17 protein-coding genes are annotated in these 19,205 nt (G+C 64.2%); 14 read left to right on the top strand and 3 right to left on the bottom strand.

Annotated features, from left to right (window positions below; genetic code table 11):
• Positions 1 to 13: 13 nt before the first annotated feature.
• Entirely contained in the window at positions 14 to 1,150 is a 1,137-nt protein-coding gene (locus ACZYSP_RS02590) for an iron-containing alcohol dehydrogenase (RefSeq protein ID WP_093074169.1), read from the bottom strand.
• A gap of 141 nt (positions 1,151 to 1,291) precedes the next feature.
• On the opposite strand from ACZYSP_RS02590, the gene ACZYSP_RS02585 reads away from it, so the two are divergent.
• From ACZYSP_RS02585 to ACZYSP_RS02570, 4 genes are read left to right on the top strand one after another with little or no spacing between them, the layout of a single operon-like run.
• Positions 1,292 to 2,206 carry an alpha/beta hydrolase gene (locus tag ACZYSP_RS02585; RefSeq protein ID WP_256216634.1) on the top strand — a complete coding sequence of 305 codons (915 nt, stop codon included), beginning with the start codon at positions 1,292 to 1,294 and terminating at the stop codon, positions 2,204 to 2,206.
• Entirely contained in the window at positions 2,203 to 3,582 is a 1,380-nt protein-coding gene (locus tag ACZYSP_RS02580) for an SWIM zinc finger family protein (protein ID WP_093074173.1), read from the top strand. Before ACZYSP_RS02585 ends, ACZYSP_RS02580 begins: the two co-directional genes overlap by 4 nt.
• A complete protein-coding gene (locus tag ACZYSP_RS02575) occupies positions 3,579 to 6,356 on the top strand; it encodes a DUF6493 family protein (RefSeq protein ID WP_093074175.1) in 2,778 nt (925 codons plus the stop codon). The genes ACZYSP_RS02580 and ACZYSP_RS02575 overlap by 4 nt, the downstream gene beginning before the upstream one ends.
• A gap of 45 nt (positions 6,357 to 6,401) precedes the next feature.
• The gene (locus ACZYSP_RS02570) at positions 6,402 to 7,274 is read left to right on the top strand and encodes a YbgC/FadM family acyl-CoA thioesterase (protein ID WP_093074177.1); all 873 of its coding nucleotides are present in this window, start codon (positions 6,402 to 6,404) and stop codon (positions 7,272 to 7,274) included.
• 2 nt (positions 7,275 to 7,276) lie between these two features.
• Here the strand turns inward: ACZYSP_RS02570 and ACZYSP_RS02565 are convergent, their stop codons facing one another.
• Together ACZYSP_RS02565 and ygfZ are read right to left on the bottom strand one after the other, a co-directional pair.
• A complete protein-coding gene (locus ACZYSP_RS02565) occupies positions 7,277 to 8,194 on the bottom strand; it encodes a hypothetical protein (protein ID WP_093056797.1) in 918 nt (305 codons plus the stop codon).
• A gap of 148 nt (positions 8,195 to 8,342) precedes the next feature.
• On the bottom strand, positions 8,343 to 9,269 hold the full coding sequence (gene ygfZ, locus ACZYSP_RS02560) for a CAF17-like 4Fe-4S cluster assembly/insertion protein YgfZ (RefSeq protein WP_354336226.1): 927 nt from the start codon (positions 9,267 to 9,269) through the stop codon (positions 8,343 to 8,345).
• 125 nt (positions 9,270 to 9,394) lie between these two features.
• On the opposite strand from ygfZ, the gene mltG reads away from it, so the two are divergent.
• From mltG to ACZYSP_RS02510, 10 genes are all read left to right on the top strand, one after another.
• Positions 9,395 to 10,417 (top strand): endolytic transglycosylase MltG, encoded by a 1,023-nt coding sequence (mltG, locus tag ACZYSP_RS02555; protein WP_093056795.1) that lies wholly within the window; start codon positions 9,395 to 9,397, stop codon positions 10,415 to 10,417.
• The gene (gene tmk / locus ACZYSP_RS02550) at positions 10,414 to 11,070 is read left to right on the top strand and encodes a dTMP kinase (RefSeq protein WP_093074180.1); all 657 of its coding nucleotides are present in this window, start codon (positions 10,414 to 10,416) and stop codon (positions 11,068 to 11,070) included. Before mltG ends, tmk begins: the two co-directional genes overlap by 4 nt.
• Positions 11,067 to 12,080 carry a hypothetical protein gene (locus ACZYSP_RS02545; RefSeq protein WP_093074182.1) on the top strand — a complete coding sequence of 338 codons (1,014 nt, stop codon included), beginning with the start codon at positions 11,067 to 11,069 and terminating at the stop codon, positions 12,078 to 12,080. The genes tmk and ACZYSP_RS02545 overlap by 4 nt, the downstream gene beginning before the upstream one ends.
• Positions 12,077 to 12,454: a PilZ domain-containing protein gene (locus tag ACZYSP_RS02540; protein WP_093056792.1), complete on the top strand. Its 378-nt coding sequence runs from the start codon at positions 12,077 to 12,079 to the stop codon at positions 12,452 to 12,454. Before ACZYSP_RS02545 ends, ACZYSP_RS02540 begins: the two co-directional genes overlap by 4 nt.
• Before the next feature lie 73 nt (positions 12,455 to 12,527).
• Complete coding sequence (locus tag ACZYSP_RS02535) at positions 12,528 to 13,334, top strand: TatD family hydrolase (protein WP_093075199.1); 807 nt, start codon at positions 12,528 to 12,530, stop codon at positions 13,332 to 13,334.
• Positions 13,331 to 14,011, top strand: a complete 681-nt coding sequence (locus ACZYSP_RS02530) for an ankyrin repeat domain-containing protein (RefSeq protein WP_093074184.1) — start codon at positions 13,331 to 13,333, stop codon at positions 14,009 to 14,011. The genes ACZYSP_RS02535 and ACZYSP_RS02530 overlap by 4 nt, the downstream gene beginning before the upstream one ends.
• Positions 14,005 to 14,220: a DUF4124 domain-containing protein gene (locus tag ACZYSP_RS02525; RefSeq protein WP_489012943.1), complete on the top strand. Its 216-nt coding sequence runs from the start codon at positions 14,005 to 14,007 to the stop codon at positions 14,218 to 14,220. The genes ACZYSP_RS02530 and ACZYSP_RS02525 overlap by 7 nt, the downstream gene beginning before the upstream one ends.
• A gap of 1,023 nt (positions 14,221 to 15,243) precedes the next feature.
• On the top strand, positions 15,244 to 16,296 hold the full coding sequence (locus tag ACZYSP_RS02520) for a TOPRIM nucleotidyl transferase/hydrolase domain-containing protein (RefSeq protein WP_489012942.1): 1,053 nt from the start codon (positions 15,244 to 15,246) through the stop codon (positions 16,294 to 16,296).
• Positions 16,297 to 16,830: 534 nt separating this feature from the next.
• Positions 16,831 to 17,484, top strand: coding sequence for a hypothetical protein (locus ACZYSP_RS02515; RefSeq protein ID WP_489012941.1), 654 nt, complete (start codon positions 16,831 to 16,833; stop codon positions 17,482 to 17,484).
• Between the two features lie 369 nt (positions 17,485 to 17,853).
• A complete protein-coding gene (locus tag ACZYSP_RS02510; protein WP_489012940.1) occupies positions 17,854 to 18,837 on the top strand; it encodes a hypothetical protein in 984 nt (327 codons plus the stop codon).
• The last annotated feature ends 368 nt before the right edge of the window (positions 18,838 to 19,205 follow it).

Genomic DNA, 19,205 nt, shown 5'->3' with positions numbered 1-19,205 from the left:
GTAGAAGAAGCCCTTACATCGAGGCTTCGAGCATGGCCTTGTAGTCGTCGCGCGTGGCCAGGCGCGGGTTGGTCTTGTGGCAGTGGTCGGCCATTGCGCCGTCGATGATCTTCTCGAACAGCGCGGGCGTTACGCCCACCTCAGCCAGGCCCTTGGGCAGGCCGAGGCGTGCGTTCATGTCGCGGATCGCGTCGCCGAGATCACCGGCCGAATCGAGGTGCATGGCCTGTGCCATGCGCTGCAGGCGCTGCTCTTTCTGCACCGATTCCGCGCCCGAATTGAAGTGGATCACGGCAGGCAGGAAGAGGGCGTTGAGCGTGCCATGGTGCAGGCGCGGATCGACGCCGCCCAGGCTGTGGCTCAGCGAATGCACGCAGCCCAGGCCCTTCTGGAAGGCCATGGCGCCCTGCATCGAGGCGCTCATGAGATTCAGGCGCGCCTCGCGGTCGCTGCCGTCTTTTGTTGCGCGCTCGATGTGGCCCCAGGCGCGCTCGAGCCCGTCGAGGCCGATGCCGTCGGCCGGCGGATTGAATGCGGCCGACATGAAGGTCTCCATGCAGTGCGCAATGGCATCCATGCCGGTGGCGGCCGTGAGCCTGGGCGGCAGGCCCAGCGTGAGCTCGGGGTCGCAGATCGCGGCCTTGGGCATCAGGAACCAGCTGTGAAAGCCGAGCTTGCGATGGTCGTCGACGATGACGATGGCACCGCGAGCCACCTCGCTGCCGGTGCCGCTGGTGGTGGGCACCGCAATCAGCGGCACCGCGCGATCGGTGATCTTCGGTGAGCCGCCCTCGATGGTCGCGTAGGTCTTGAGCGGGCCCTCATGCGTGGCCGCAATGGCGACGCCCTTGGCACAGTCGATGGCGGAGCCGCCGCCCACGGCGATCAGGCCGTCGCAACGGCCGCTTCGGTACAGCTCGACGGCCGCGCGCACTGCGGCTTCGGTGGGGTTGGAAGGCGTCTGGTCGAAAACCGAAACCTCGAGATCAGCGATGGCGTCGAGCGCCTTCTGCAGCACGCCGGCTGCGCGTACGCCTGCATCGGTCACGATCAGCGGGCGGTTGATGCCGATGCGCGCGCATTCGCTGGACAACAGCTTGATCGCGCCGAACTCGAACTGGATCTGGGTGAGGTATTGGATGAGTGCCATGGGGATGAAGGCCTCCGGGAGTCCGGGGCAGTACGATTGCCGACCAGCCAAATCTAACAAGAGCGATCAGTCTTGCACACGAAAGAAACCCTTGCCGCTGTCGCGCCGGGAACACCTCCCGCCATACGACTTACCCCGAAGATGGCCAGCGTTGTCGAGCGCATGGCGCGCGCCGGCCACCCCACGCTCGACCAGCTCACGCCCGAGGAGGCCAAGGCCTCCTACGAAAAGGGCGCGGGCGTGCTCGAAGTGCCCAAGCCCGAACTGGCGCGGGTGGAAGACTTCACCATTCCCGCACGCGACGACTTCGCGATCCCGGCACGGTTGTATGCGCCGTCCACCGATGTGCTGCCCGCGCTGATGTACTTTCATGGCGGTGGCTTCACCGTCGGCAATATCCGCACGCATGACACGCTGTGCCGCGTGCTGAGCGCCAAGAGCGGCTGCGCGGTGGTGTCGGTGGACTACCGCCTCGCGCCCGTGCACAAGTTTCCGACGGCGTCGAACGATGCATGGGACGCCTTCGCCTTCCTGGCCCACGAGGGTAGACGCGTCGGTGTCGACACGCGGCGCCTGGCGGTAGGCGGTGACAGCGCCGGCGGCACGCTCGCGGCCGTCTGCGCGATCCTTGCGCGAGATGCCGGCCTGCCGCTCGCGCTGCAGATGCTGATCTACCCCGGCATGACAGCCCATCAGGACACGGCCTCGCACCTTCGCCACGTCAACGGCCCGCTGCTGACCAAGGCGATGATCGATTTCTTCTTTGCGCAATACGTGCGCACGCCGGCCGACCGCGACGACTGGCGCTTTGCACCGCTGCTGGCCGACGACGTCGATGGCGTGGCGCCGGCCTGGATCGGTCTGGCCGAATGCGACCCGGTGGTTGATGACGGCATTGCCTATGCCGACAAGCTGCGCGCTGCGGGCGTGGCGGTCGACCTGGAAATCTATCGGGGCGTGATCCACGAATTCATCAAGATGGGCCGGGCGATACCGGAGGCGCTGCAGGCGCAGGACGATGCGGCCCGGGCGCTGCGCGAGGCCTTGCAGCCTTGAGCGCCGTCGCGCACGCCTACCGCTACGCGCACGCTTCGGCCACGGTGGCCGAACCGGCGGGGCCCCGGCTCAGCCTTGCCACATCAAGCCCGCAGACCGACGGCAGCGCGGCGCATCCGCATTTCTTCGAAGGACGTTTGCTGCAGCCCCGGCTGTGCGCCGAACTGCTCAGCGCCGTGCATCTGGTCGTCGGCTCGCGCTTCTTCACGCCTGCCAACAGCGTGGCGCGTGCGATTGCGCTGGCCGATCCGGTGGTCACGGCGGGCGGCGAGCTGCTGCGCTTCGAAGGATTTTCGGCCTGCTGCAGTTGCTATGTGCGCGTCGACCTGCTGCCGGAGTCCTATGACGGGCAGGTCGTGGGCAAGGGCACGACCAATGTCGACTTCAATGCCCCGATGCGCGCTGCACTGGCCCGTTTGCGCGACGCCGACGGGCTGTCGCTGTCGGTCGGCCGAGATGCGTTGACGCTGGAATCGGGCGGCAGCGAGGTGGTTGAGCGCAAGGTGGCATTGCCCCTTCGATGGCTGCGCGGCATGGTCGAGGTGCAGTCTTACCTGGCTGGCATGCGGCGTCGCTTCGAGCTCAAGGGGCTGGAGGCGCTGCGCTTCTTTCGAACGCTGCCCAAGGCCTCGACCAGCCGCACGCCATTGTGGATGGTGCCGTCGCCCAAGGGGCCTTTCACCACGACGCGACCGCATCCGCAAGGCGTACGCGTGACAGACACAAGCCGGCTGCGCGTGCTCGAAGCATTGCTGCCCAAGGCCCAGGGCCTCGTAGTGCACGCCGACGAAGCACAACAGGCCAGCGCCTGGGTGCTCGGTTTTCCGGGCGCACGGCTCACGCTGGCGCTCAGTGCCGAACCCTGGCGTGGCTTCTCGGGTGAAGGGCAGGCGCTGCGCGCGCTGATGCGCATGAACGACGAGCGTGCGGTGGCGCAGGTGCGTGCGCAGCTGAACTGGCAACCATTGATCGACACGCCGGCGCTGGCCCAAATGCTGGGTGCGGCCGTATCGAGCGTGGACGATAGCCTGCGCATCCTCGGCGCTTCTGGCCTGGTCGGCTTCGATGTAGCCGAGGGTCGATACTTTCACCGCGTACTGCCCTTCGACCTGTCATCGGTCGAAGACATGCACCCGCGCCTGGCCGATGCGCGCGAGCTGCTGGCCCGTGGCGCCGTGAGCATCGCCAAGTCCAGCCCCCTAGAGGCGCAGGTGGCCAGCGGCGGCACGGTGCACAGCGTGCTGGAGATCGACGGTGAATTGCGGTGCACTTGCCCCTGGTACGCCAAGCACCAGGGCGAACGCGGCCCCTGCAAACATGTGTTGGCGGTGGAAGCCACAGTCGCAACCATCTTCCCGACAGAAGGCGCTAGATGAGAAATGAAGAGGAGCTGCCGGTGTTCGTGCCGGCCGACGCGTTGGAGCATGCAGTGCACCAGGGCGACTTCGACGCGACGCTCGCCAGCTTGCAGGCTATGTCGACGGCTGAACGCAAGGCCTGCGCCGAATCGCTCGAGAAGATGGGGCAAATGGCGACCTGCAGCCACTGGCCGGCCAGCCCCTATGCGCGGCAGTGGAGCGGCGAGGCGCAGACGGCGCAATACCGCGCCCTGCAAGCTGCCATCGTCGTGTGCATGGCGCCAAAAGCCTTGCTCGACCACGCCAATCCGCAGGTAGTACTCGACCCGGAGACCGTCGCTGCGCTGTGCAAGCAGTTCGGCATCGATGCGGCCGGCTGGCGCGCCGCACTACAGCAAGTGGCTGAAGCGGAACTCCGCGCCTTCGCCTGGCGCATCCTTCCGGTGCAGAACCTGGTGGCTGCGGGGTTGATCGATCGGCCACAAAACGATGACTACGCCATTGGACTGATTGCCTTGCCGCGTGCCTTGAATCGCTCGACCATGGACGAGAAGTTCGACCGTGATCCCGGCCTGTACCAAGCTGTGCTTCGCCTGTTCGACGTGGAGGGAACGAGCGAGCACAACCTGTCGGCGGTCGATAAATACAACTATTCGCCCAAGAACTACTGGTCGTACATCTTCATGGAGGGGGTCGCCAGAGGCGAATTCACTCGCCCCCAGTTGCTCGACAAGACTCTCGGCACGCTGGAGCGCGACTGGCCGCAGTTTCGCGCGGGCTGGTTCTCGCGCTTCCACGAGACGCTGGCGCCCACCGCGGACGAGATGGCGCCCTTTGCTCCGCGCTATCTCGGCCTGTGCCAGAGTCGCATTCCGCCGACCGTCACGATGGCGCTCGGTGCGCTGAAGACGCTTCACGTGGCGGGGCATGTCGACGGGGCATCGCTGTTGGGCGCGGTGCAGCCGGTGTTCTATGCCAGCGCCAAATCGCAGGTCGATGCGGCGCTGAAGCTGGCGGAAGCTGCAGTCAAGCGCGAGCCCGCGCTGGCGCAGGACGCGTCGGCGGTGGCGCTGCACGGGTTGGCGCACGAAGCGGCCGACTTGCAGAAGAAGCTCATCGAGCGGCTCAAGGCCTGGGGCATGAACGATGCGGCACGTGCGGAACTGGAGGCGCATGTGCAAAGCGTGGCCACCGTCAACAGGCCAGCGCTGCTGTCCCTGATCGGAAACGTTGGGCCCGCAGCGTCTGTGGAAATTCCGGTCGCAGAACAACCACCGGTGGGGCACGGACCGCTCGATCCGCTTGATACGAGTCGGATGCTCGTGCCGATCGGCGATGTGACCGAACTGGTCGATTGCATCGCCTTTGTGCTGGAGAACCCTAAGGACATCGACGCGCTGGAGCGCGTGCTCGAGGCGCTAGTGCGTATGGCGCCGTTGCCGCAGCCGCTTCTGAAGCAGTTCGCGCCGGTGATGAAGCGTGCACTCAAGCTGATAGACCGAGAGGTGCAGAACCGGCTCGCTCGCCTGCTGGCCTTCGTCGGCGGCGGCAAGCGCCCGCAAGGCCATAGCGAAAAGTCACAGAAGCCGAAGGCCGAGGAGTTCCTGGCGTCGCGAGTGGAAGACCTGATCGATCAGGCCGCACAGGGCTGGGGCCTGGCACCGCTGGCATCGGCCACGCATGCACGCGGCTTCATCGACGCGGCCGTCTTCATCGAACGCATCGCGGTGTACCAGGCACGTGGCGTCCAGGCGCCTTCGGGCGAACAGGTGCGCGGCCTTTTGCGGCTCGCCCCCGCGGGCGATCGCTCGGCGGCATTGCGCAACCAGGCACGGCAACTGGCCGATGCGCCGCTGGCGCGTGCACTGCGCCACGCGCTTGGTGAAGACGGCGTTCCGATCACTGCCAAAGGCGATGAAGAGCAGGCGCTTTTCGCTGCGGCTGCTCGCATTCGCCACCCAGGCGGTGACGATCCTCTCGTGCTGGACGCCCTCGGTGATTTCGGGCCAGACGGCGCGAACGCCGCCCGCTACGCGTGGTCGGTGGATGCCAGGAGCTCGACCTATGCAGGCAAGACCTACGTGCATCACCACCTAACGCTGAGCGCGGCGGAGGTGCCCGCGAGCACACCGCATGTGCTGATGGCGGTGCGCCGTGCCGGTGTCGATGACACCCATGACGAGGCCCTGCTGCGCTACATGGCCGCGGTGGTGCCGTCATCTCTTGAATCTTTCTTTGTCGACGGCTGCCGGCAGGTCGGCAACAACCTCGACTGGTGGGAGGCGCGATGGCAAGACCACGCCTACCTGACGCTGCTGCTCGACCCCACGGTACCCCTGACCGCCGTGCAGCCAATGGCCGTGCTGCTACTGGCGTTGGCGCTGGCCGGCAAGGAGCCCGGCCAGACCGCGCTCGCGGTCGACGCGCTGGTGCAGTCATTTATCGACGGGAGGCTGGAGGTCCCTGCGCTCGGAGCGCAGTTGCGCGCGCTGCTGTCGACGCCGATCGTCATGGCCAAGCGCTACGCCAAGAGCCTGCAGGCCGCGGTGCGCGCCGATGGACGGTTGGCCGCACCAGTCTTCGACATGCTCTGCGAGATGCTGGCAGCCGATGTCGAAAACCCGCCCAAGAACCTGACCGCGTTGATGGAGCTTCTGCTCGAGATTGCACTGAGTTCGCAACGCACGCTGCCCGCGCCGACGCTGGAGGTTCTGGCCCGCCTGTCTCTGGGCGGCAAGGGGCGCGCAGTACAGAAGAGCCTGTTGGGCTTGCGCGCGGGCGCGCCAGCCTGAAGCCTCGCCCCATTCCTACAATTTCAACCCTTTCCGGAGACATGAATGCAGCGTAGCGATTTCCGTTTCTTCCACCGCCTGCGCGTGCGCTGGGCCGAAGTCGACATGCAGAAGATCGTCTTCAACGCGCACTACCTGATGTACTTCGACACCGCCATCGCGGACTATTGGCGCGCGCTGGCGCTGCCGTACGAAGAGGCGATGCACGCGCTGGGAGGGGACCTCTACGTGCGCAAGGCCACGATCGACTTTCGGGCCTCGGCCCGCATGGACGACGTGCTCGACGTGGGCATGCGCTGCACGCGCATCGGCAATTCGTCGATGGTGTTCGAGGGCGGGCTGTTCCGGCAGGACCAGTTCCTGGTGGGCTGCGAACTGGTCTACGTGTTTGCCGACCCGGCCACGCAGACCTCGAAGCCGGTGCCGGCGCTGCTGCGCGAGGTGCTGACCGGTTATGAGGCCGGCGAGCGCATGAGCACCGTCGAGACGGGCGACTGGGCCACGCTGGGCGAAGGCGCGAGCGCTTTGCGGCGCGCGGTGTTCATCGAGGAGCAGAACATTCCCGAAGCGATGGAGTGGGACGAGCACGATGCCGTGGTGCTGCACGCGGTGGCGCGCAACCGCATCGGGCAGGTCATTGCTACGGGCCGGTTGCTGCCGGCCGAGAACGGCGTCTCGCACATCGGGCGCATGGCGGTGCATCGCAACCTGCGCAGCGGCGGGCATGGCGCTGCCGTGATGCAGGTGCTCGAAGAGGCCGCCAGGGCCCGCGGCGACGGCGTGGTGGCGCTGAACGCGCAGCGCAACGCCGAGCGCTTCTATGCGCGGCTGGGCTATGTGCCGCATGGCGATGGCTTCGAGGAGGCCGGCATCCCGCATATCGAGATGCGTCGGTCTCTTCTTTCATCTTCTCAATAGCGTCAATAGCGGCTGGGCGGGTCCGGCACGTAGCCCGGGTCCGAACCCGGGAACGGCGACGGGCCGGCCGGACGCGGCCAGCGCGGCGGAGGCGGCACCGGAATCACGCCTGCGGCGACGAGGTTCTCGCGGCTGTCGTAGCGGATGCGGACTACCTCGTCGGGAGAGGACTGCGCACGCTCGAAGGTGGTCTTGCCTACGTACGAGGTCTCGCGGCGGCCGTGGGCGGTGCCCAGGCTCGGGCTTGGGGCTGCCTGGCGAGCCATGCTGCCCGAGGCGGATGCCTCCGCAGCGGGTGCGCTGTCTGCCGAGCCGGCCTTCGCACGCGCATCGCCTTGGTACGACGACGATGACTCGCTGCGGCGCTCGCGTTCGCCGTATTCGTCGCGGCGCGGGTATGGCGTGATGGGAGGCGGAAGCGGCTCGGGCATGCGCTCGCGGAACATTGCGACGCCGATCACGCCCACGTCGTCGGGCCGGCCGGTGCGGCTTGCGTAGGAGTTGCCGGCCGCGGCGAATTCGAAGGCCGCGATCTGCGAGTCGCTCTTGCGCCAGCCTGTGATGTCGCTGCGCTCGCTTGCGCTGAACACATAGCCGTTCTGCCCGACGCCCGCGGTTTCGCCGGTGACGACGTTGACGCCGTCCACCGACATCACGGCCATGATGCGTTCGCCCATCGCGTTGCGCGCCCGGATGGCATAGCGCGCGCCGGGACGGCCGGCCACCCAGTATTCGCCGCGGTGGCGGTAGATCGGCAGTTCCGCGCCGGTACCGCGGTCGACCACGCTGATCTGCATCAGTGAGCCGATGCGGCTGGATGGCGTTGGCGGAGCGTAAGACCGCTCGGGGCTCTGCGCGCAGGCCGAGAACGAGGCCACGGCGCTCAGGGCCAGGGCGGTGGAGAAGAATCTGCGCTTCATGGTGTGTCTTCCTTGCCAGGAGTTGATCGGTGCAGGCTTCTACGGCGCAGCATCGGCGGCAGGGTTAAACGACGCGCAAAAAAATGGCGCTATCTGTTCGATAGCGCCAAACGCCCCCATTCTTCAAGGGCGTTGGGGGTAAGTTGGCTCAGATGTCTTCGAGCAAGGGGTAGGGCAGCGGCTCGACCGTGAGCGCCGGACCATCGGCTGCGCCCACATGCAAGCCACCGGCTTCGAGCGCGGCGATCTGCATGGAGATCAGCGCGGACCAGCCGCCATCGGGAGCCGGCGCAGCTTGCGCCACGGTACCCACGGGCTGATCGGCGTCGCCGGCGGCGAACACTTCCTGCCCGGCGGACACGGGGGCATCGGCCTGCACGAGGTAGGTGCGGCGCTTCAGCGTGCCGCGGAACTGGCTGCGCGCGACCACTTCCTGGCCGGGGTAGCAGCCCTTCTTGAAGTTCACGCCGCCGACCGATTCGTAGTTGATCATCTGCGGCACGAAGGCTTCGATGACCGGCGTGGTCAACGTCACGATGCCGCTGCGGACTTCGCTCCATTGCCACAGGCTGGCGTCGACCGCCGGACCCACGGGGGCGGCATGGCCGGCCGGCGCGATCCAGAGCGCGCGCGGAACGCCGTCGGCGGGGTACAGCGACACGGCGCTGACCTCGTCGCCGACTGCCGTGCGCTTGCCGGGCAGCGCGGTGGCGTCGAGGCCGTTGCCAGTCAATGCCGTGCCGGCCAGGCCGTACAGCGCAAATTGTTCGGTGGCGTCGGTCAGCTTGACCTTGGCGCGCAGCACGAACATCGACAGGCGCTTGAGCGTGGCGGCCAGGATGTCGCGGCTGCACACCAGCAAGATCAGTTCGGGTTGCGGCTTGATGCCGATGAAACTTGCGATCACACGGCCCTTGGCAGTGCACAGCGCGGCCAGGCGGGCGTCGGAGGCGCCTTGCAGCGAGAAGTCTTGTGTCAGCTGGCCGTGCAGGAAGCTGGCGGCATCGGGGCCCTCTGCACGGATCACACCAAGGTGGGAGAGGGCGGTCACGCCATTGAGAACGACAGTGGTCATCGCTGAATTATCATGGCCGTGCCTGTTCCTTCGGGTCGGCAGGGGCTCCCGCCCTGCAACCTGCAAGGCCACCGGTTTTTTCATCTCCTCCTCCGGCTTTTTCCCGTCACCCCCACATCGGATCCGTGCGCAGCTTCTTCCTCACGCTTTTCCTGCTCGCCGCCCTGATTGCGCTTGCGCTCGGCGGCGCTGGCCTCTGGTGGGTGCACCAGCCGCTCAAGCTGCCCGCGCCCACCGTCGATCTGTCGGTCGAGCCCGGCACCACGCCGCGCGGCATTGCGCAGGCCGTTGCCGACACGGGCGTCGACGTGCAGCCGCAACTGCTCTACCTGTGGTTCCGCGTTTCGGGGCAAGACCGCCAGATGCGCGCCGGCAGCTACGAGCTGGAGCGCGGCATTACGCCTAAGCTGCTGCTCAATATCCTGGTGCGCGGCGAGGAGGCCACTCGTAGCCTGGTGCTGGTCGAGGGCTGGAACATCCGCCAGGTGCGCGCCGCGCTCGCCAAGGCCGACCAGCTCAAGCCCGACAGCGTGGGCCTGACCGACGAGGCGCTGATGGCCAAGCTCGGCAAGCCGGGCATGCACCCGGAAGGGCGCTTCTTCCCGGACACGTACACCTACTCGAAAGGCTCGACTGACATCGCCCTGCTGCAGCGCGCAATGCGGGCCATGGACAAGAAGCTCGAAGCCGCCTGGGCCGCCCGCGCCTCCGATCTGCCGCTGAAATCGGCCGATGAGGCGCTTATTCTGGCCAGTATTGTCGAAAAGGAGACAGGCAAGGCCAATGACCGCGCGGAAATCGCGGCCGTCTTCACCAACCGTTTGCGCATCGGCATGCCGCTGCAGACCGACCCGACGGTGATCTACGGCATGGGCACGGCCTTTGAAGGCAACCTGCGCAAGAAAGACCTGCAGACCGATACGCCCTGGAACACCTACACCCGCGGTGGGCTGCCGCCCACGCCGATTGCCATGCCTGGCAAGGCCGCGCTGCTGGCGGCGGTGCAGCCGGCGCAGAGCAAGTCGCTGTACTTCGTGTCGCGCGGCGACGGCACCAGCCAGTTCAGCAGTTCGCTCGACGACCACAACCGCGCAGTCAATCAATATCAGCGCGGCGGCAGTCCCAACAAACCGAAGGCGACCCAATGAGTGACAACGGTCTGTTTCTGACGCTGGAAGGCATCGATGGCGCCGGCAAGTCGAGCCATCTCGATGCGCTGGAAGCGCTGTTCAGGGCGCAGGGCCGTGAAGTCGTGCGTACGCGCGAGCCCGGCGGCACGCCCCTGGCCGAGACGCTGCGTGGGCTGATCCTCGAAAAGCCGATGGACCCGCTGACCGAATCGCTGCTGGTGTTCGCGGCGCGGCGCGATCACATCGTGCAGGTCATCGAGCCGGCACTGGTGCGTGGCGATGTGGTGCTGTGCGACCGGTTCACCGATGCGACCTTCGCCTATCAGGGCGCGGGACGTGGCTTCGATGAAGCCGTGCTGTCGACGCTCGAGCGGTGGGTGCAGGCGGAGGCGGGCAGGGCGACGCTGCTGCAGCCGCACATCACGCTGTGGTTCGACCTTGCGCCCGAGATTGCTGCACAACGATTGGCCGGGGCCCGCGTGCCCGACAAGTTCGAAGCTCAGCCTGTCGAGTTTTTCAGCCGCGTCGCCCAGGGCTACGCGGCCCGTGCGGCCGCCGATACGAAGCGCTTCGTGCGCATCGACGCCAGCCAGTCTCGCGACCAGGTCTGGCAGCAGGTTGAAACGGCGTTGGTGGCGCGTGGTGTGCTGAGCGGTGGTGTCACTCGATGAGCGCTCCGGCACTGACTCCCTGGCTGCGCTGGCCGCTCGCGGAACTGCTGCGCCAGCGCGGCCATGCCTGGCTGCTGCAAGGCCCCTCCGGCATCGGCCAGTACGAACTGGCGCTGGCGCTCGCGTCCGCGTGGCTGTGCGAGCAGCCGACCGAGGAGGGCACCGCCTGCGGCCACTGTGCCAGCTGCCATGCCATCGAGGTCCGCACCCACGCCGACCTGTGCGTGCTGATGCCCGAAGTCGCCATGCAGGAGCTGAACTGGCCGCTCGACGAGAAGGCTCAGGCCGACATCGACGACAAGAAGCGCAAGGCCAGCCGCGAAATCCGCGTCGAGGCGATGCGCGATGCGGTCGGCTTCGCCCAGCGCACCAGCGCGCGCGGCCGAGGCAAGGTGGTGCTGGTGTATCCGGCCGAGCGCATGAATACGATCACCGCGAATGCGCTGCTGAAGACGCTCGAGGAGCCGGTCGGCGATGTGCGCTTCGTGCTCGCCAGCGAGGCTGCGTGGCAACTGCTGCCGACTATCCGCAGCCGCTGCCTGGGCTTCACGCTGCCATGGCCCGAGACTGCCGAGGCCGAAGCCTGGCTGGCCGCGCAGGACGTGCCCGCCGCCGATGCGGCCGCCCTGCTGCGCGCTGCCGGCGGCCGGCCGAGCGACGCCTTGCGGCTTGCGCGCTCGGGCCAGTCACCCAAGGCATGGGCCTTGCTTCCCAAGGCGATGACGCGCGGCGACGTGGGTGCTCTGGCCGATCACGCGCCAGCGCAGGCCGTCGGTGCGCTGCAGAAGCTTTGCCACGACCTGATGGCTATCGGCAACGGTGCCGAACCCCGGTTTTTCGATGCTGCCGATTTGCCTGCGGCCCCGTCCCGGCTGGCGCTGGCGCGCTGGTCGAAGTCGCTTGCAAGCGCCGCGAGAACCGCGGAACACCCGTTCAATGCGGGCCTCATGCTGGAAGCGCTTGTGAGCGAAGCGCGAACCACCCTAAACTCTGCCGCTCGTCGCCCATGAATCAACCCACAGCCCCCGCCGCCAACGCCACGCCCGCCCGGCCGAGCGTCATCCAGCTCGCCATCAAGGAAAAGGGTGCGCTGTACGCGGCCTACATTCCGCTGTTCGCGGAGGGCGGCATCTTCATTCCGACCACCCGCGAATATCGGCTCGGCGACGACGTCTACGTGCTTTTGACACTGCCGGAAGACCCGCAGCGCTATCCGGTGGCCGGCAAGGTCGCCTGGATCACGCCGTCGCGTGCGGCTGGCAACCGGGCGCCTGGCGTGGGCATTCGTTTTCCGTCCGACGAAAAGTCGCGCCAACTGAAGGCGCGCATCGAGGCAGCATTGGGTGGCTCGATGGCGTCCGACCGCCCCACGCAAACTATCTGATCGGCTTCCCCCATTGCGACCCGGCAAAGCCGGTGTTCGCGGTATTTCTGGCATGGGCCCGACAATCAGCGCCATGTTTACAGACTCTCACTGCCACCTCACGTTTCCCGAATTCGCGGGCCAGATGCCGCAGATCCGCGCCGCCATGGCCGCTGCGCAGGTTGACCGGGCGCTTTGCATCTGCACCAAGCTCGAAGAGTTCGATGAAGTGCAGGCCCTTGCTGCCAGCTACGACAACTTCTGGGCCAGCGTGGGCGTGCACCCCGACAACGAGGACATCGCCGAACCCAGCGTCGAAGACCTGGTACGGCTTTCAGCCCGGCCGCGCGTGGTTGCCATCGGCGAGACCGGCCTCGACTACTACCAGATGGAAGAACGCAAGGGCGGCCGCAGCATTGCCGACATGGAATGGCAGCGCGACCGTTTTCGTGTGCACATCCGCGCCGCGCAGCAGACCCGCAAGCCCTTGGTGATCCACACCCGCGAGGCCTCGGCCGACACGGTGGCGATCCTGAAGGAGGAGGGCGAGGACGGCGGCGGCAACGCGGCCGGCGGCGTGTTCCATTGCTTCACCGAAACCGCTGAGGTGGCACGCGCGGCGCTCGACCTCGGTTTCTACATCTCGTTCTCCGGCATCCTGACCTTCAAGAAGGCCCAGGACTTGCGCGACGTGGCCGCTTTCGTACCGCTGGATCGCATGCTGATCGAGACGGACAGCCCTTATCTCGCGCCCGTGCCGTACCGCGGCAAGACCAACAATCCGTCGTATGTGCCATTCGTGGCGCAACAGATCGCCGAGCTGCGAAAAATGCCCGTAGAGGCCATCGCCAAGGCGACGAGCGACAACTTCGAAACATTGTTCAGGGACGTCAAATCATGAAAAACTACATTAAGAAGTCGATTTATCTCATTGTCATTGCTACATCTTTTGCAGCGCAGGCAGGCTCGTTCGAGGATTTCTTCCGGGCCGTGCGCGGCGACAACGCCAGCAGCGTGCGCAGCCTGCTGCAGCGCGGGTTCGACCCGAACACGCGTGACGAACACGGCCAGACTGGCTTGCTGATCGCACTGCGCGAGCCGTCGCCGAAGGTCATCCAGGTGCTGATCGAGTCGCCGCAGACCAACGTGGATCTGGCCAACGCCAAGGATGAAACCCCGTTGATGCTGGCCGCGATCAAGGGCCAGCAGGACCTGGTCACGCAACTGCTGAAGCGCGATGCCGCGGTCAACAAGACGGGCTGGACGCCGCTGCATTACGCAGCCACCAGCGGCCAGTTGACCATCATGAAGGTGCTGCTCGACAACTACGCTTTCATAGACGCGCAATCGCCCAATGGCACCACGCCGCTGATGATGGCGGCGATGTACGGTTCGAGCGAAGCGGTGAAGCTGCTGCTGGCCGAGGGCGCCGATACGACGATGAAGAACCAGCTGGGCATGACAGCCGTCGACTTCGCGAACAAGGTGAACCGATCGGACACCGCGGCGATGATCACCGCGGCTGCGGCGGCACGGGCCAATGCGCCCAAGGCAATACCCAAGGACGGCAAATGGTGAGACGGGCAGGCGCCAAGTTGGCGGTCGGCTTGACGATGATGGGCCTTGCATCCGGCGCGATGGCACAGCACGCGATCTACAAGTGCGTTCAGGGTGGCAAGGTCGTTTATTCGAATGAGCCTTGTCCGGATGCAAAGAAGATCGAAATCAAGCAGACGAAGGGTGTGAATTACGAAGGCAGAGGCGCTGGGGGGGCGCCGAAGCGCTAAGACAGCGGTTGGTGGTCGCTTGTTGAGTTATTCATTCTGCACACAATGTGCATTATGTTAAATTCTGCACGCGTCGAGTCCTTCGTGGCTAGGGTGAGCGTCCATACGCAGAAATGTGTTCGCCGTTTTTGCAGACATGTGTTCGCGACTTCATCCTCGCTCCGCTGCTTCCTGTAGTTGTCGCGATAAGTCCTTGTCGCCATTAGCTGCGTTATTGCGACGCTACCGACGGGCATCGCGAATCATTGGGGCGTGGACGGTAGATCTTGCGTCCATCGTGCGCCGGTCCGGCGCGCCGGCTTAGAATTGGAAAAGACAGTTCGAGAGCGAGTGCGTATACGGACCAGCTGCCTGGAGAAATCCAGGTCCTGCACAGCAGGGGTAACAGAGCCTCGCAGCGACGACCGACAACGGTCATCAAGGAAAGGGCCTTCGGGCCCTTTTCTCTTGGTCCAAAGCATTGGAGCGATCGCGTTATGCGCCTGACCGGCGAGGGAGGCAGCAAACTCGCCGCGAAGCTGTTCGGCCACCTTCTCGGCAACGCGCAGCGAAACCCGCTAAGCCTCCAGCTTCAAGGCGCCCTCTTTCGCTACGGCCCTGTTGCTTTTGCTCCTTGAACGGTTGACGCAAAAGCCTTGACCTGAAATACGGTTGCGTCTCCAGGGTTTCTCCTCATCGAATCCACCCCCTTTTTTTCCCGCGGCGGCGGCGCTCGCTCTGACAATCGCCAGCGGGCGGCTCAACAGACAGGTATTGGGGCCTGCTGAACGTGGGGGAAAGAAATGAGATCTGTTCTTCTATTGGTGGCTCCGTGCCAGCGCTTGCTCAAACTCCGGCGATTCTCTTGGAGGCCTGCAATGCGATGGAGCCGGCGAGTAAGCGGCTCGACTGTCTTAGGGTTGCGGCTGGAGTTCGTCCTGCTCCAGCAGCGGCCTACAGCGGAACGCCCTCCACTCCACGCGCCGAACCTACGCGAAATGCCTTGTGTGACAACCAGCCCTTTGCATGTTTCCTAGTAATCAGATGAACAGTTTCGACGAAATCAAAAGGGAATACGAAGAGCTTTCGAGCCTACCCCTCGATTCTGATGGCGCCGCGAAGCGCCGACGCGGCTTTGCGTTCGAGCGCCTACTCACCAATCTCTTCATGCTCGACGAGCTTGAACCACGCGCCGGCTATCGGCCCGCGGGGGAGCAGATCGATGGCTCGATTTATCTCGACGGCCGTATCTATTTGCTCGAGGCCAAATGGCACGCTGATCCACTGCCGGCCTCCACGCTCTATCAATTCAAGGGCAAGGTCGATGGCAAGCTCGCCGGTACGATCGGCATCTTCATATCGATGTCGGGATATGCGGAAGACGCAGTCGATGCACTGATCCTCGGCAAAGGCCTCAACGTGATCTTGGTCGACCGACGTGACATGGACGCGGCCATTCTTCGAGGCATCGGCTTCAAGAAGGTCCTGAAGCTGAAGCTCCGTAAAGCCTCCGAGGAAGGCGCGGTCTACTTTCCGGTTGAGGGCGAACTCGTCACGGCCAAGAAGACGCGCACTATCGAAATCGATCACCTGCGCTTCGACCATCTGACGGACCAAGTTGTGGCTACTCAGCCTGCCCAACCTGCGGCCGCCGACCTGTTAATCGTTTGCGAAGGAGATTCAGATCGCGCGATCATCGCTACGCTCGCCGAACGAATCCTCGCGACAGCAGGCTCAGGCCGCTCGATCAAGATTGTGGCGGCGATGGGCAAGTTCACCATCCCTCGCGTAGCGAATGCATTGTGGGGCACCTTCCACACCGAATCTAAGGTGCTGATCGTGACGGACGGCGATGGCGACCCGGTCGGAACATACACCATGCTTTCGATTGGCATGGAATTTAAGGACTGGGTCGCCTCCATCCCCAATCCATCAATTGAAACCTGGCTTGGCCTCGACCCGGAGCATCTTCGGCGCAAGGGCGGAAGGTTTCGCATTGAGCAGTCCCAGCGGGCTGCTCATGAATTGGATATCGCGGCGCTAAGGCTACAGGACGAAGAGTTCAGTCGGTTCCACAATGCGGTTCTAGGAACCTAGTCGCTCCCGCGCCGGACGGAGAATGCCCCGTCGCAGCAAGCAGATACGCTGATGCCTTGTCCGCCAGAAGACCGACCAAGCATGGCTCTGCGACCAGCTCAAGCAAAATGCACAGCGATGTACAGCACGCTCTCCATCTTTGCAGGGTTAGACGCCAACGACGCTATTCGATTCGTAGGCGATGTGCCCCGCGGCGCGGCTTGTGGCTGCCGTTGCGAGGCTTGCGGAGCTGCGTTGGTTGCCCGACGAGGCGATATTCGTACGTGGCACTTCGCACATGAGGCGAGTCAAGAGCGGCCCGATTGTTTCGTGGGTGCGGTCAACTTGCTCAGGCGACTTGCAATCCAGCGACTGCAAGACGCACCGCTGTTCGACTTACCGATTTTTTCGACGGAGGTTGTGACACGCACTCCCCTACCCCGATTCGTGGAGTGCGTTGAATGGCCACCTGGCGCAGTCCGGCTTGAGCGATGGGAGACAAGTTTTCCGCGACATGGATCCGTGGCGTTGCTCCGGCTTGATAGCGGAACCGCAGTGCGCCTGTTCGTCGAGATTGAGGAGGCCTCGTCTCCAAGGCCAAGGCTCGAGCTCGCGAACGACGGGGGCATTGTCTACTGGGTTCCATTGCCCGCTGTCGTCAGCGAGCTCAAGGATCGAATTGCCGCGCTTCGGCATATCGACAGTTTTGGTCACTTCGCCTGGATCAACCTCCCAGACGCGAACGCAAGGGTCGCCGAGACGCTGACGCGTTTGGAGGAGAAGGCCCGTCGGGTGCGCGACGAAACTCTCGCCTTGCGGCGCATGAGCGGATCATTGCCCCCCGATGCGGAACAACCTACCGCGCCGTATACCCCAGCACCACCGCGAGAGGAGTTCGATGGTTCACCGTGGGTCTTATGGCGTAAGCCTAGTCATGCATTCATTTTCTACGGCATGAAAGATGGTTCGGCTTGGGTGCTTTTTCCTCACAAGGATGGTCGGATGTTTATGGCGCCGTGGCCGACATGTGAGGACGGCTGGGACGAGCGCCTTCCTATGAGAATTGGCACCCCGATCTCCGAACTAGGCGCTTATGCGCTCACCGATCGCTTGCAGACAATGGTGTATTTAAGCCCGCAATCGAAATCCATACGGACTGCGAGCACCTGGAAAGAATTGCAAGAGATCAAGTGGCCATTGGCTGCTTAGTTTCCAACGGCATGAGCGAGGCCGACAGGCGCAGTCCAAGGGCTTGGAAGGCCATCTGACCGGCGCTGATCATGACTGGAAGATGGGTGAAGCAATTCATTGGACAAACGCGAAGTAAAGCCCTGACGAAGCTGTCGGTTTTCGTTGGGGACGGAATTTTTTTCACTGGGAATGGAACTGTGATTCCTTTGAAATCAACGTCTTGGAGGTGTCTTTCGATCTTGGTCGTCGACCGTAGCGTCGAATTTGCGGCTGCCTAGGCATTTACGCGGAGGGCCATGCCGGCGTGACTTGCGGCTGGCTAGGCCCGCATGGCTTTCCCGCTGCCCTTCGTTCAGGCACGATCCGCGTTCGCCAGGATCCGCCAAAATGATGCCGCCACCGAAGCATTCCCCTCCCCCTCGACAAATCATTCGGAAGAGTGCCCCTTTCGACCTATCTGCGCTGCGCGGGGAGACACCCGGCTTCGCGCACGTCTTAGCGAATGCGATCGAGCAGCTCACGGAGCTTCCAGATTTCTCGGAAGCCAAGAGCGTCGCTGTGATGACGGACTTTGGTGGGGAGCATCCTGGCGCGCGGTTCAACACTTATTCGTTTCTCTTCCTTGCGTCCGACCGCAACGGTCCTTTCGCGGAGGCAGTGAGCGACCTCCGAGAAAGACACGGCATCCTCGAGCCATACAGCGAATTCAGGTACAAGCGGCTCACATCCGGAGGACGCAGTCGAGCTCTTCCTGAATTTCTTCACGCGGTCGACGGCTTGATCCATGGTGCCGTCATCACGGTGGCCGTTGAGAAACAGATCGACTCTTTGTTCGGCGGCGCGGCTCGAATCGAAGAAACGCTCTCCGAGATGGGCTTCGGCCGATGGAAAAAGGGCGCCGGAGAGAAAGTCCTTCGCGTAGGCCACACGTTCGCGATTTTCGCCTCTCTGCTCGTAAGGCCCGATCAACCGATCATCTGGTACTGCGACAAGGACGCGATCAACGAAGACGGGCGGGAGCGCACGTTTGAAAACACTCAACGGTTGTTCGCGAGCGCGCTTCGGATGTACTCGAAGGAAAGGTCGGCGCAGCTGATGTCTGGGAAGTCGCTCGATGAGAAGTCGTTTCTTGACGATCTCTTGAGCGTGCCGGATTTCGCAGCCGGAGTAGTTCAGGACCTCTTGGCCGGACACGAAACAGGAAAAAACGTCGCTGGCGGTGAGGAAAAAATCCGGGTCATGAAGTGGATGGCGGCAGAAAGCAAATTTTTGTCCAAGCAAACCATCCAGATACTTCAGCGCGGTGACGAAATCGTCAGTACGAAGGTGGATTTCTCGCCGGTGGCCAACTCGGCACTGAAGTCCGAGTGAACTCTTGGAGTGAGGATCCGTCGCGATGAGGACTGGGGCGAAATGCCGTGAGCCAATGCGACCATCGAGGGCAATGCGGGCTATAGCTGGCGCGAAGGGAAGTCGCCGAGCACCAATATGACGTGCGACTCAGACGGCCCCTCTTCACAGCGAAGAGACATGACACGCTCAGTTCCAACTACACGGTCGATATCGAGCTTGCATCCCGCCTCGTTCGCGACCCTGCGAATCGTAGCCTCGACATCAACTGGACCACCGAACCTCGGCATGACGTCACCAATCGGAAACTTGAAGTGAAACATCGGCATGAAGTCTCCTCAAATAGCGCCAAACGGGACGCCTCCGGCCGAGATCGTCGCACGAACCCG

The organism is Variovorax sp. F042 (assembly GCF_057814215.1).
Note: the sequence above shows the minus strand (reverse complement) of the source record. Positions and strands in the feature narration are given on the sequence as shown.

Coding starts and splice junctions, on each gene's coding strand:
- ACZYSP_RS02535 (WP_093075199.1), top strand. CDS start 12,528: ATGTTTACAGACTCTCACTGCCACCTCACGTTTCCCGAATTCGCGGGC.
- ACZYSP_RS02520 (WP_489012942.1), top strand. CDS start 15,244: ATGAACAGTTTCGACGAAATCAAAAGGGAATACGAAGAGCTTTCGAGC.
- ACZYSP_RS02510 (WP_489012940.1), top strand. CDS start 17,854: ATGATGCCGCCACCGAAGCATTCCCCTCCCCCTCGACAAATCATTCGG.
- ACZYSP_RS02545 (WP_093074182.1), top strand. CDS start 11,067: ATGAGCGCTCCGGCACTGACTCCCTGGCTGCGCTGGCCGCTCGCGGAA.
- ygfZ (WP_354336226.1), bottom strand. CDS start 9,269: ATGACCACTGTCGTTCTCAATGGCGTGACCGCCCTCTCCCACCTTGGT.
- tmk (WP_093074180.1), top strand. CDS start 10,414: ATGAGTGACAACGGTCTGTTTCTGACGCTGGAAGGCATCGATGGCGCC.
- ACZYSP_RS02590 (WP_093074169.1), bottom strand. CDS start 1,150: ATGGCACTCATCCAATACCTCACCCAGATCCAGTTCGAGTTCGGCGCG.
- ACZYSP_RS02585 (WP_256216634.1), top strand. CDS start 1,292: ATGGCCAGCGTTGTCGAGCGCATGGCGCGCGCCGGCCACCCCACGCTC.
- ACZYSP_RS02530 (WP_093074184.1), top strand. CDS start 13,331: ATGAAAAACTACATTAAGAAGTCGATTTATCTCATTGTCATTGCTACA.
- ACZYSP_RS02540 (WP_093056792.1), top strand. CDS start 12,077: ATGAATCAACCCACAGCCCCCGCCGCCAACGCCACGCCCGCCCGGCCG.
- ACZYSP_RS02565 (WP_093056797.1), bottom strand. CDS start 8,194: ATGAAGCGCAGATTCTTCTCCACCGCCCTGGCCCTGAGCGCCGTGGCC.
- ACZYSP_RS02570 (WP_093074177.1), top strand. CDS start 6,402: ATGCAGCGTAGCGATTTCCGTTTCTTCCACCGCCTGCGCGTGCGCTGG.
- ACZYSP_RS02575 (WP_093074175.1), top strand. CDS start 3,579: ATGAGAAATGAAGAGGAGCTGCCGGTGTTCGTGCCGGCCGACGCGTTG.
- ACZYSP_RS02525 (WP_489012943.1), top strand. CDS start 14,005: ATGGTGAGACGGGCAGGCGCCAAGTTGGCGGTCGGCTTGACGATGATG.